The following is an 11,939-nucleotide window of genomic DNA, read 5'->3' as shown; positions in this document are numbered from 1 at the left end:
GAATGAATTCCAACTATCTCATTCTGATCGCCGGCGTGTTGGGCGAAGGATCGTATCGGTTCGCCGATGAGGGCGCGTGGCGTGATCTGGAGGAGAGTTTGGGTTTCGCCTTGCCGTCCGACTATAAGCAGATCGTTGACGCATATGGTCCTATTTGCATTAACGATGACTTCTATCTAAGTCACCCTGCGACTCAGGTGTGGAATCTCGGGGAAGAAATTAGGAATTCCGCCGGTTCGTGGTCGGCTGTGGTGTGGGACGAGGATAGCGACCTCGAGTTCGACCCGCGGGAAGCACTCGGCATCCCGGAGATGCGCTTCGCCACGGCGGATGGCCTGACCCCGGTGGCTGGTACATCTCAGAGCCAGACGGTGTTCCTCGCTCCGGGCGTTGCACCGCAGAAATGGCGCATCATCGTGCACAACCGAGGTGACTTCGAAGAGTATCGGATGGGGTTCGCAGAGTGGTTCTACCTATACCTTTCGGGTGCGGATGCATTTGGCCCGCTCAGCGCCGAGGAACCGGTCGTGCCAGCTGAGTTGCGCCTTCTTCCGGGCCGGGCTGGAGATGCCATCGAGACCGTGTACGGGCCCAGGCCCTGACAGGTGGCTCGGCGGACAGAGCATTGCCCGCGCCTCTCACGACTCTTTGTGGGGGCAGCGAGTTGAAAGTCGAGGCTGTCTGGGCAGTCGGTTGCGCCGCCACCAGCACACAGACCGCACAGATGGCCCGCGACATGGTCACCGTCGCGACCTTGGTCCCGCTCGCCGTGCTCGCGGCCGGGATGCCAACACGTTCCCGGCGCGTGGCGGCCCAAGAGATCGTTTCACGAGCTCTTCCGGGGATCACCTGTTGTTCCAACTGGAGTGGCCTCCGGAGCACGGAACGCTCACCTGGGCCTCGAACGAGGCGGGCGAGGAATTCCTGGGGCGGTGCACCGGTGAGCCCGACACATGGCCGGTGATCTTTCGACCGAGGCACCGTCACCGGGACGAGGTCTACGACATGGGGATAGCCGAGTTCCTGTTCGAGCTCCTTCGCAGGACCGTCCGCCCTCCATCGGGCTCGGAGTTGTCGCTTCCGAAGGGCACGCGAAGGGCGTACCTTCCCGAATGATCCTGTGATGGTCACCGAGTAGGCCGGCATTGCAGTGCCGGTCGGGAAAGGTACGCCCGTGCTTGCCGTAGTGAATGACGACGCTGCTGCGCGAGACGGCTCCTTGATCGACGAGATCGTCCGCGAGGGAGCACGCCGGATGCTCGCTGCCGCTCTGGAGGCGGAAGTCAAACCAGTACATAGCCGAGTTGGCCTCCGAGCCCGATGAGCGTGGGCACAGGATAGTGGTGCGCAATGGCCGTCACCGGGCTCGGACCGTGGTCACCACGGCCGGGCCGGTCGAGGTTACCGCGCCCTGGGTGAACGGCCGTCGGGTGGACGAGGAGTCCGGCGAACGCCAGCGGTTCTCCTCGAAGATTCTGGCACCGTGGTGCCGCAAGTCGCCGAAGATCTCCGAGGTGCTGCCCCTGCTCTTCCTGCACGGACTGTCGTCGGGGGACTTCGTGCCTGCGCTGGAGCAGTTCCTCGGCTCCACGGCCCGCCTGTCCGCAGCCACCGTGACCCGCCTGATTAAGCAGTGGCAGGACGACCACACCGCCTTCCAGGACCGGGACCTGTCGGACCGCGACTTCGTATACGTCTGGGCCGACGGCGTCCACCCCAAAGTCCGGCTCGGCCAGGCACACAGCTGGGTGTTGCTCCTGCTCGGCGTCCGCCTGGACGGCACCAAGGAACTGATTGCGCTCGCGGAAGGGCTGCGGGAATCCACCGAATCGCGGGCCGACTTGCTGCGTGACTGCCGCCGCCGGGGCATGCGCGACCCGGAACTGGTGGTCGATGATGGAGCGATGCGCCTATGGAAGGCACTGGCCGAGGTCTTCTCCGCAGCACGGCATCAAGGGTGCTGGGTGCACAAGGCGCACAATGTCACGAATGCCCTGCCGAAGTCCGCGCAGCCGGGCGCGACGAAGGCGATGCAGGAAATCTACAACGCCAAGGACCGCGCTCATGCAGAGCGAGCGATCGAGGCGTTCGCGAAGACCTACAACGCGAAGTGGCCCAAGGCCGTCGCGAAGATCACCGACGACCCGGACGAGTTGCTCGCGTTCTACGACTTCCCAGCCGAACACTGGATCCACTTGCGGACCACCAACCCGATCGAGTCGACGTTCTCCACGATGAAGCTGCGGACCAAGGTCACGCGCGGTGCGGGCAGCCCGGCCGCGGCCCTCGCGATGGTGTTCAAGCTAGTCGAGTCCGCCCAGGACCGCTGGCGCGCGATCAAAGGCGCCCACCTGGTCCCCCTCGTCCGCGCCGGCGCCAGATTCGAGAACGGTGTCCTCGTCGAGCGACAGGAACGGGCAGCGTGAACCTCCAGGACTCACCACAGGAAGAGCCGGCCGAGCACCTTCGCTTCTGGGCGTACCTGGGGATGCTGGAGCACGTCACCGATGCCGACGAGACCGACATCGTCAGCGAAGTCCTCACCGACTCGGACCAGAACGTGGGCCAGTCTGCGGTCCTGCGGCACCTTGACCGCCGAGCCGATGAACTCTACCCGCAACCGGTTTACGAGCCCTGGGCCGAGACGATGACGAGGACCACGATCCGCTACCCGTTCCTGACCCAGCGCCTGCGAGAGTGGGCCCTCTTCCGAGCCGTCATGTCGGGGCAGCCTCGGCATCGGGACGCCTTGCTCGATTCGTCCAACTGGCTCCAGCTCAAAACTGCCGAAGCATCGGCCGCCGCCGCCCTCGAGATCCTTGCCGAAAGAGGTCGCACCAAGCGGATCCGCGACACCGCCAAGACCAACATTCAGCACCACAGCTCACCGTGAGTCGCACCCCAACTCATCCATAAATCTTGACTATTGCTCCCGTTCCGGGTCCGGAGGAGGCTCGATCCTTTCAAATAATTGAGCCTCTACGGACCCCTGAGTGGTTCATTGAGCGCTCTGGGAGGGCAGCAGCCTTCTATCGGATGTGCTCCCTTTTGCGTGTATGGGTTCCACAAGAGGCCAGGCGCACCGTACTGGTGGCGCGAAGCCCTCACGGTGGCCAGCCGGTGGCCGGACGCCTTCGGACGACGAAAGGGACCTCCCCCTGACTGGTGGACACGCTGATACTGGATCTGCTTGATCCGGAGGAAGCGAGAAGACCGCCGATGGCGATGAAGGACTACTCGGACGAGTTCAAGGCCGATGCTGTGGCCCTGTACGAGTCCACACCCGGGGCGACCTACAAGAGCATCGCCGCTGATCTGGGCGTCAACCGGGCCACCCTGCGTGCGTGGGTGCTGCGGGACCGCGAACGCCGCGGCGTCACCGCCACGGCTGCAAAGCCGACCGTCCAGCCGGGGGCGGCGGTGCCGTCCGACGCTCCGGACGAGCGGATCCGGCAGCTGGAGGCGAGGGTGGCAGAGCTCGAAGCGAGCGAGCGGAAGCCGGCGACCGAGCGGGACATACTCCGCAAGGCGGCCAGGTATTTCGCCGGGGAGACGAACTGGTGATGAGCCGCTTCCGGTTCGTTGACGACCACCGGGACACCTACGAGGTGAAGCAGCTCTGCGAGGTCCTGGGCCTGAACCGGTCCAGCTACTACAAGTGGGTCGCCGGCCGACAGGCGAGGGCGGCCAGGCAGCGCGAGGACCGGCTCCTGGCCGAGCGGATCCGTGAGGTCCACGGCGAGTCCAACAGCGCCTACGGTTCCCCACGGGTGACCGCCGAGCTCCGGGAGAAGGGCCTTCGGGTCAACGAGAAGCGCGTCGCCCGCGTGATGCGGATGTTCTCCATCACCGGTATCCGCCTGCGCAGACGCGTCCGCACCACGATCTCGGACCCGGCAGCCTCACAGGTCCCGGACCTGTTCAAGCGCGACTTCACCGCCACCGAGCCGGGGCGCAAATACATGGGCGACATCACCTATCTCCCCCTGGAGAACGGGGAGTTCCTCTATCTCGCGACCGTGCTGGACTGCTTCAGCCGCAAGGTCGTCGGCTGGTCCATCGCCAGCCACATGCGCACCGATCTGGTCGCCGACGCACTGCGGATGGCTGCCCACACCCGGGGCAGCCTCGACGGGGCGGTGTTCCACTCCGACCACGGGGCCCAGTACGTCTCCCGGGCCTTCGCCGGCCTCTGCACCGAACTCGGGGTCACCCGGTCGATGGGCGCGGTCGGCACCAGCGCCGACAATGCGGCCTGCGAAAGCTTCCACGCATCTCTGAAACGCGAGACCCTCCAGGGCACCCACGACTTCGGCGACGCCCCCACCTGCCGCAGAACCGTCTTCGCCTGGCTCACCCGCTACAACACCCGCCGCCGGCACTCCGCCAACGGCCACCTCAGCCCCAACGCATACGAACACCGACACCACACCGCTACACTCACGCTCGCCGCGTGACCATTGACCGCGTGTCCACCTTCACGGGGGAAGGCCCCTCGACTTCTCGTGCTCCCTTGATCCCCTTCCACTGGTTCGAGATGTAGTACTCCGGATACGGCTGGCTCGGGTCTTTGGGGTGGCGGAGGAGATAGCCGTCGACTGTGCCGTACTTGTCGGCATACCACTCGATGGTCGCCCTGACGCGAGCCGGCAGAGGTACGTCGCGGTACTCGCCAGGTTTGCGGTGCTTGAGTCGGGCATAGGACTTGGTGGTCTGGTTCACCTGTTCACAGACCCGGTACACGTCATCGGCGATGAGGTTGTTCAGGTTGACTGCGGCGGCCTCTCCGTTACGCATCCCGCAGCCACTCATGAGGTCCGTGATCAGCATGAATGTGTCGTCGCCCGCGCATCGAATCTCGCGAAGCTGCTTGGGCGAGGGGATCACGACGCGCCCGGGTGCGTACTGCGGCGGCTTGACTCCGTCCAGCGGGCTCTCGTCGTAGAGTCCCAGCCTGTGAGCGTCGAGGAGTATCGACTTGAGCTTGTCGAAGGCATTGGACTGAGTGGCGAGCCCTGCGCCGTTCCGCTCCATGGTGCGGATGAACGCGTCCACGACCTTGTGGTCGAAGGCGTCCATTCGTCGGCTTCCGAGTACCGGGAACAGGTGGTGCTCAAGAAGGGAGTCGAGATGTCCCAGCGAGCTCGGAGACAGGTGGCGCTGTCCGGCTTTCCACTCGGCGGTGTACTCCTCGAACCGCATCACGCCGTACTTCCGGGCGCGTTCGGCTTTTGTTTGGCTGCGAGGTGCTGCCTTCTTCTCGGCGTACACCTTGACGAGTCGGTCAATCGCCGCATCCTGGGTCGCGAACCCGGACTCCTCGGCCTGCTTCCCCGCGCCGTTGCGGTATCGGATCTTGTACTCGTGCGCGCACTTGGACCACTTCGAAGGACTGTGCTCGCACTCTTTGAAGAAGGAACCCATGCCACGGGCAAGCTTCTTGGACGTCGTGCCGGCGACCATAGCCGCGCCACCTCCTGGACCGATGCTGACGATTTGCTGACGGCAGATCGTCAACCCAGGTCCTGACCTGGGCGAAGTCCCGGATCACGTGGTATGTGGTGGAACTTCGTCGGCCGCACCCCGGAGGAGATCGCCGCCGCCCGCACCGCCTGGAACGCGGGGGAACGTTTCGGCGAGGTCCACGGCTACGCGGGCGCCCGCCTGTCCGCCCCGGACCTGCCGGTCACCCCGCTCAAGGCACGCGGGCGGGAGCACTGACCTGGCGATTCGCTGACGGATCCGTGACGTCGGGCACCGAGAGGGCGTGACCGTCGTATCACCGGCGGGTGAGACCCCGTCAACTACCAGGGCCCGCACCGCTGTTGAAGCTTGCGTCGTCCGGGGCGAGGAACGCTGCCGCGGACGCGACGTCCTGGGGAGGCCGGTCCCTGCGCAAAGGCAGGTGCGTCGAATCCCACCCCATGGCCGTGAGTGCCGGGCTCCGGGGGCAAGGGACTTGGGGGTGTGCGCACGGCGGTGTGCGGAGCCGTATGGGGGGACTACGGGTCCCTGGATGGTCTGTGCCTTCATCCCGTACTGGAGGGCCCCGATCGTTGGTGGTGGCGGGCATTCCGCCGGCGGGCTGCGACAGCGGTCCGGCCGTTGCAGGGCACGGGGCACCGCCGGGTCCGCCACCCGCGTGCCGTGCCCCGGGTACGCGCCGGCACGGCACGCCACGATCACCCGCTCGTTCCGCACCTGCGTTCCCGGGCCGCGCGGCGGCCTCCCCCGTATCAAGGAGACGAACCACCATGGCGAAGGCCGAATACACCGTTCCCGATCTGACCGGGAAGCTGGCCGTGGTCACCGGAGGAAGCGACGGGATCGGCCTCGGTCTGGCCGGCCGGCTCGCCGCCGCCGGGGCCGAGGTCGTCCTGCCCGTCCGCAACCCGGCCAAGGGCGAAGCCGCCGCCGAGCGCATCAAGGCCGGACATCCCGGCGCTCAGGTCTCCACCCGTAGCCTGGACCTTGCCTCGCCGGCCTCCGTCGAGGCGCTGGCGGACGGTCTGAACACCGAGGGCCGGCCCATTCACCTCCTGGTCAACAACGCCGGGATCATGGAGCCGCCCGGGCGGCAGGAGACCGAGGACGGCTTCGAGCTGCAGTTCGGCGTCAACCACCTGGCACACTTCGCCCTGGTCGCCCGCCTGCTGCCGTTGCTGCGCAAGGGCGGGGCCCGGGTCACCTCGCAGACGAGCGTGTCCGCGAACATGGGCGGCATCAACTGGGACGACCCGCAGTGGCGCACCAAGTACAAAGGCAGCGGCGCCTACAGCCAGTCCAAGATCGCGCAGTTGCTGTTCGCGATGGAACTCGACCGCCGCAGCACCGCCCGCGGCTGGGGGATCACCAGCAATGCCTGCCACCCCGGCGTCACCCCCACCAACCTGCTGGCCGCACAGCCGCACATGGGCCGGGACAAGGACACCACCTCGGTGAAGCTGATCCGCCGCTTCGCCCGCGCCGGGATCCTCGTCCAGCCCCCCGAGGCCGGGCCGCTGCCCGCCCTCTACGCGGCGACCAGTCCCGAGGCCCACGGCGGGGCGTTCTACGGCCCGAGCGGCCTGCTCCACCTGAGCGGCGCACCCGCCGAGCAGCCGCTGTACAAGAACGGCCGCAGCCACCAGGACGCCCAGCGGATCTGGGAACTCTCCGAAGAACTGACCGGCGTCCGCTTTCCCACCGCCTGAGGCACCGCGCGCCGGCGGCAACTCCCCACGCCGCCGGCCCCGGTGTCCGGCACAGCGCCGCTCCGACAAAGGGAGCACCCCCCATGGACCGAGCGTGCCGCCCGACCTTCGCCTCCGCCGGGGTGGGCGGTCAGGGGGTGCCGCCGGGCAGGGACCGGTCGAGTTGGCTGCGCGAGGTGATGCCGAGTTTGGCGAACACTTTGCGCAGGTGGTACTGGACGGTTCGTGGGCTGATGAACAACCGGGTGGCGATCTCGGGATTGGACAGGCCGTCGCGCGCGAGCCGGGCGATCTGCGCCTCCTGGGCGGTCAGGGCGGTGTGCACGGCGGGGGCGCTTCGGGAGCGCGAGGTGCCGCCGGCCGCCCGCAGCTCTCGTGCGGCCCGCTCCTCGAACCCCCGGGCCCCCGCTGCCGCGAACATCTCGTGCGCGGTACGCAACTGCTCCCGTGCCTCGCCCGGGCGCCGTTCCCGGCGCAGCCACTCGCCGAACAGCAGGTGCGCGCGGGCGAGTTCGATGCGCAGCCGGGTTCCCCCGAGATGTCCGAGCGCGTCGCGGAAGCTCTGCTCCGCCTCCCGGCCTTCGGTGAGCAGCGCGTACGACCGCGCCTGGATGCCGAGCGCGTACGGAGTTCCGGCCGCCTGCGTCATTCCGGCGAGCCGCTCGTAGGCGTCCTTGGTCTCCGGGGACCGGCCGGTGCGTGCGGCCGCTTCGACCAGTTCGACGGTCGGCCAGATCTGCGTGCCGGGATCCTTCCCGTAGGCGACGGCGTCCCGCGCGGCGGCCAGCGCCTGCCGGTAGTCGCCGAGCCCGTTGTGCAGCAGGGCTCTGACCCACTGGGCGAAAGGTGATCGCATTGCCTTCCCCGCGCCGGACCGCGGCCGTCAGGGCGGGTTCGAACACCGCGGTGAATTCCTCCCGCTCACCGCGGAAAGCGGCCACCCCCAGGGCGCAGTAGGGCATCATTCCACTGCCGGTCACGTCGATGACGGTCCGGTTCTCCTCGCTGAGCTCGGCCGCCTCGGTCAGGCAGCCGCTGAACAGCAGGAGGTAGACGCGCGACAGGAGGGCGAGCGGCAGTTCGCCGAGGGCGCCGGTCTCGCGGGCGAGCCGCAGGTGCCGGGCGGACAGGGCGTCCCAGCGCTCGTCGTCCCACTGCCGCATGGCGGTGATGGTCGCCGTCCACAGCAGAGGCAGCTCCTCCTCGGCGGGCATCGTGGTATCGAAGGCGGCCAGTGCCCGCCGCAGCGTCGGCAGTCCTTCCGCGTAGCCGTGGGCGACGGTGACCGCAGTGCCTTCGAGCAGGAGGTCGGAGGCGCGGGGCACGGCCGGGGCGGGCGGCGCCTGGGTGGCGGCGCGTGCCGCGTCCAGGATGTCGCCGCCGGGCAGGGCCAGGCGGCCGGCGAAGAGCGCGGCACCGAGAGCGTCGAGGTAGGTGGCGCGCGAGAGCGCCGGGTCGACGTGCCGGAGCCTCGCGGCGGCGGCCAGCAGCAGAGGTGAGGCCTCGCTGCCGCGCGTCGTGGCGAAGGCGAGGCGGGCGCGGACCACGTCGGTGCGCGCCCGCTGGGCGTCGGTGAGCGGCCCGGTGACGACGGTGGCCAGGAGTTCCGCCGCCGCGTCGAACCCACCGGTGCGCACCTCGGCCTGGGCGGCGGCCAGCAGCCGGTCGGCTCGCGCGGCGGCGTCGAGCGTCAGCTCCGCGGCGCGCCGCAGGAAGGCAGCCGCCGCGGAAAGGCCGCCGCGTGCCTGTGCGCGGCCGGCCGAGAGCTCCAGTTCCGCGGCTACGTCCTCGTCCGGCCCGTCGGCGGCCTCCGCCCTGTGCCACGCGTGCCGGTCCGGATCCAGGCCGGCGTCGATCGCCTCGGCCAGCGCCCGGTGCACGCGCCGCCGTTCCCCGGCCGGCGCCGTCCGGTAGACGGTGGACCGGATCAGCGGGTGCCGGAAGGACGGCCGCACCCCGAAGTCGGCGAGCCCCGCGTCGGTCGCGGGAGCCGCCGCCGAGGCCGGGATGCCGAGCCGTACGGCCGCCCGCCACACCACGGTCGCGTCCCCGCAGGGGTCGGCCGCCACCACCAGCAACAGCAGCCGGCTTTCGACCGGCAGGGACTCGATCCGCCGCAGAAAGTTCCCCTCGATGCAGTCCCACAGCGGCAGCGCCCCGGACAGGCCGAACCCGCCGGCGAGCTTCTCCTGGGTCAATCCGTGCGCCAGCTCCAGAAGGGCCAGCGGATTGCCGTCCGCCTCGGCGACGATCTGATCGCGGACGAGGGCGTCGATAGGCCGGGGCAGCGCCCGGTCGAGCAACGTGCGCGCATCGGCGTCCGCGAGCCCGTGCACGGCCAGTTCCGGCAGCCCCGCCAGGTCCGGCGAAACGGCTCGCGCGGCCAGCACCAGCCCCACCGACTCCGTCCCCAGGCGGCGGCCGACGAAGGCCAGGATCCGTGCCGAGGCCCGGTCCAGCCATTGGTAGTCGTCCACCAGACAGATCAGCGGCTGCTGCTCGGCCGCCTGGGAAAGCAGGGTCAGCACCGCGAGCCCGACGAGGAACCGGTCCGGCACCGGTCCCGGGGCCAGGCCGAAGGTGACGCGCAGCGCGTCGCGCTGGGGTGCGGGGAGCCGTTCGAGCTGGTCCAGCAGCGGCGCGCACAGCTGGTGCAGCCCCGCGAACGGCAGCTCCATCTCGGATTCGACGCCGGTCACCCGGCCCACCCGGCAGGACTGCGCGTGCCCGGCGAGCTGGTCGAGCAGAGCCGACTTGCCGACGCCTGCCTCGCCGTGTACGACCAGCACCCGGCTCTTGCCCACGCGGACAGCGGCGATCAGGCTCTCAAGCACCGTGAACTCGGCGTCGCGGCCGGTCAGTCCCGCCGTGCGCGTCCGCCCTGGCGGTTCCCCGAGCCTGTACACGCCGCCAGCGTATCGCCCGCCCCAGCGGACTCCGTGGGGCCAGGGAGCCGGCCGGCGGCAGGCCAGAACGGCTGGCCACTGGCAGATGCCGTCGCGGCAGCTCCGCCGCAGACTCGGGACGACCGCGAAAGCAATCACTTCTGTGCGGCGCGGGACAGCGGAACGGCTGTCGCCGGCCGTCGGCTCGGACGGCCGGCGCCCCGAGGGTTCCCGTACAGCCCACTGACATCCGAGAGGGATTTCCCATGAAGCGCGTCACGCGAATCGGCGGCGGCACCGCCGCACTGGCAGCGACCGCCGCCGTGTCCGTCCTCGTGCTCGGTCCGACGGCGGACGCCCGTACGGCACCGGCGGCACAGAAGCCGACGGTGGTGCTGGTGCACGGCGCGTGGGGGGACGCGGCCGGCTGGACCCCGGTCGCCGAGCGCCTGGAGAAGGACGGTTACACCGTCAAGGCGCCGCCGAACCCGCTGCGCGGGCTGACCTACGACGCGGACTACATCAACAGCGTCCTGAAGCAGATCAAGGGTCCGGTCATCCTGGTGGGCCACTCCTACGGCGGCGCCGTCATCACCAACGCCGTCAAGGACGACCCGAACGTCAAGGCTCTGGTCTACATCGCCGCCTTCGCACCGGACGCCGGGGACTCCCTGGCCACCCTGAACGCCAAGCCGGTCCCCCACGCCATCCCGCCCGTACCGGCCGTGCCCAGCACTTTTCCCCAGCAGGACGGTACCGAAGGCACCGAGCTGACCATCGACCCGGCCAAGTACCCGGGCGTCTTCCTCAACAACGAAGTCCCCCGGTTCACCGCCGAGGCGCTGGCCGCCGAGCAGCGCCCGCTCAGTCTGGACTCGGTCAATCAGACGTCCGGCGCCCCCGCCTGGCAGACAGTAAAATCGTTCTATATGGTCGCAAAACAGGATCATGCGATCTCGCCCAACCTCGAACGCTTCATGGCCGCACGCGCCCACGCCAAGACCGTCGAGGTCAACGGCCCCCACCTGATCATGTACACGAACCCCGCCCCCGTCACCCGCCTCATCGAAGAAGCAGCCCACGACACGGTCCACTGAGCCCGGCCCCGGGGTCCCGGGCACCGACCCGAAGGCCCGGGACCGCGGGCGGCGGAGAGGGAACGAGGGGGAAACCACGTGTCAACTGAAGAGCGGAAAGTCCGCCCCCGGGCGCGCCTCATGGGGGAGAAACGGGCGGCGCTGCTCGAAGCGGGGCTGGACGCCTTCATCGCCGAGGGCCTCGGCGGCAGTTCCGTCAACCGGATCGCCGCCGCGGCCGGGGTTTCCATCGCCACCTTGTACCGCCACTTCGACAGCAAGCCGGACCTGTTCGTCGCGGTGATACACGACCTCATCCGGCGAGGCGGCACCTTCGCCGGACGGCCGTGGAAGGGCAAGCCGCCACGGGAAGCCCTGACCGAACTCGGTGCGGCATACCTCGGCCACATACACAGCTACGAGCGCAGATTCCTGTTCCGGGTGATGGCCCGCGACGCCTACCGCGTACAGGGTCTGTACGAGACCTACGCCGACGAGGTCATGGGATCCCGCGAGGGCTTCTTCCGGGAATGCGTCGAGGAGTGGCCGGACGGTCTTCGCGCGAAGCTTCCCGACGTCGCACGAGGAGCACTGGTCCTCACGGCGTTCCTGCAGGGCGGTCTGATCGAGGCTCTCATGTTCCGCGACAGCACACCCGACCCCGCGGCCCTGCGGGCTCATGCGGCCTTCGCGGCTGACAACTTCATGACCCTGGTGGAACTGGGGAAGTTCCTCCCTCCGCCCGGGCCGGCCGGCCGGTCCGCCTGAATCCCGCCGGTCCGGCC

At 69.0% G+C, this 11,939-nt stretch carries 8 protein-coding genes and 3 pseudogenes; 8 read left to right on the top strand and 3 right to left on the bottom strand.

Annotation, left to right across the window (positions count from 1 at the left end; translation table 11 throughout):
* The first annotated feature begins 2 nt into the window (after window positions 1-2).
* From OG552_RS06870 to OG552_RS06855, 4 genes and pseudogenes are all read left to right on the top strand, one after another.
* Window positions 3-602, top strand: a complete 600-nt coding sequence (locus OG552_RS06870) for an SMI1/KNR4 family protein (RefSeq protein WP_329130303.1) — start codon at window positions 3-5, stop codon at window positions 600-602.
* A 572-nt stretch (window positions 603-1,174) separates the two neighbouring features.
* Window positions 1,175-2,426: pseudogene (locus OG552_RS06865) on the top strand (IS256 family transposase).
* Complete coding sequence (locus OG552_RS06860; RefSeq protein WP_329130301.1) at window positions 2,423-2,893, top strand: hypothetical protein; 471 nt, start codon at window positions 2,423-2,425, stop codon at window positions 2,891-2,893. Before OG552_RS06865 ends, OG552_RS06860 begins: the two are co-directional and overlap by 4 nt.
* Before the next feature lie 326 nt (window positions 2,894-3,219).
* Window positions 3,220-4,457 (top strand): IS3 family transposase gene (locus OG552_RS06855; protein ID WP_329140602.1). Its coding sequence is split into 2 segments (ribosomal slippage): window positions 3,220-3,544 and window positions 3,544-4,457, totalling 1,239 coding nucleotides; the frame shifts between segments, so codons are not numbered across the junction.
* On the opposite strand, the gene OG552_RS06850 is transcribed toward OG552_RS06855, so the two are convergent.
* Entirely contained in the window at window positions 4,441-5,463 is a 1,023-nt protein-coding gene (locus tag OG552_RS06850; protein ID WP_329130299.1) for a site-specific integrase, read from the bottom strand. The genes OG552_RS06855 and OG552_RS06850 overlap by 17 nt on opposite strands.
* A 93-nt stretch (window positions 5,464-5,556) precedes the next feature.
* On the opposite strand from OG552_RS06850, the pseudogene OG552_RS06845 reads away from it, so the two are divergent.
* Window positions 5,557-5,721 (top strand): annotated as a pseudogene (locus OG552_RS06845) (pirin family protein); the annotation flags it as partial.
* Between the two features lie 533 nt (window positions 5,722-6,254).
* The gene (locus OG552_RS06840; protein ID WP_329130297.1) at window positions 6,255-7,193 is read left to right on the top strand and encodes an SDR family oxidoreductase; all 939 of its coding nucleotides are present in this window, start codon (window positions 6,255-6,257) and stop codon (window positions 7,191-7,193) included.
* A gap of 130 nt (window positions 7,194-7,323) precedes the next feature.
* On the opposite strand, the gene OG552_RS06835 is transcribed toward OG552_RS06840, so the two are convergent.
* Complete coding sequence (locus tag OG552_RS06835; RefSeq protein WP_329140600.1) at window positions 7,324-7,614, bottom strand: helix-turn-helix domain-containing protein; 291 nt, start codon at window positions 7,612-7,614, stop codon at window positions 7,324-7,326.
* 2,041 nt (window positions 7,615-9,655) lie between these two features.
* A pseudogene (locus tag OG552_RS06830) lies at window positions 9,656-9,997 on the bottom strand (AAA family ATPase); the annotation flags it as partial.
* Window positions 9,998-10,344: 347 nt separating this feature from the next.
* On the opposite strand from OG552_RS06830, the gene OG552_RS06825 reads away from it, so the two are divergent.
* On the top strand, window positions 10,345-11,175 hold the full coding sequence (locus OG552_RS06825; protein WP_329130295.1) for an alpha/beta fold hydrolase: 831 nt from the start codon (window positions 10,345-10,347) through the stop codon (window positions 11,173-11,175).
* 120 nt (window positions 11,176-11,295) lie between these two features.
* Entirely contained in the window at window positions 11,296-11,922 is a 627-nt protein-coding gene (locus OG552_RS06820; protein ID WP_329130293.1) for a TetR/AcrR family transcriptional regulator, read from the top strand.
* Window positions 11,923-11,939: the final 17 nt, after the last annotated feature.

It is taken from the genome of Streptomyces sp. NBC_01476 (genome assembly GCF_036227265.1).
GTDB lineage: Bacteria > Actinomycetota > Actinomycetes > Streptomycetales > Streptomycetaceae > Actinacidiphila.
Note: the sequence above shows the minus strand (reverse complement) of the source record. Positions and strands in the feature narration are given on the sequence as shown.

What these genes read in the sequence shown, in the direction of transcription:
- OG552_RS06870 (WP_329130303.1), top strand. Translation starts at nt 3, where the DNA reads ATGAATTCCAACTATCTCATTCTGATCGCCGGCGTGTTGGGCGAAGGA.
- OG552_RS06850 (WP_329130299.1), bottom strand. Translation starts at nt 5,463, where the DNA reads ATGGTCGCCGGCACGACGTCCAAGAAGCTTGCCCGTGGCATGGGTTCC.
- OG552_RS06840 (WP_329130297.1), top strand. Translation starts at nt 6,255, where the DNA reads ATGGCGAAGGCCGAATACACCGTTCCCGATCTGACCGGGAAGCTGGCC.
- OG552_RS06835 (WP_329140600.1), bottom strand. Translation starts at nt 7,614, where the DNA reads ATGTTCGCGGCAGCGGGGGCCCGGGGGTTCGAGGAGCGGGCCGCACGA.
- OG552_RS06825 (WP_329130295.1), top strand. Translation starts at nt 10,345, where the DNA reads ATGAAGCGCGTCACGCGAATCGGCGGCGGCACCGCCGCACTGGCAGCG.
- OG552_RS06820 (WP_329130293.1), top strand. Translation starts at nt 11,296, where the DNA reads ATGGGGGAGAAACGGGCGGCGCTGCTCGAAGCGGGGCTGGACGCCTTC.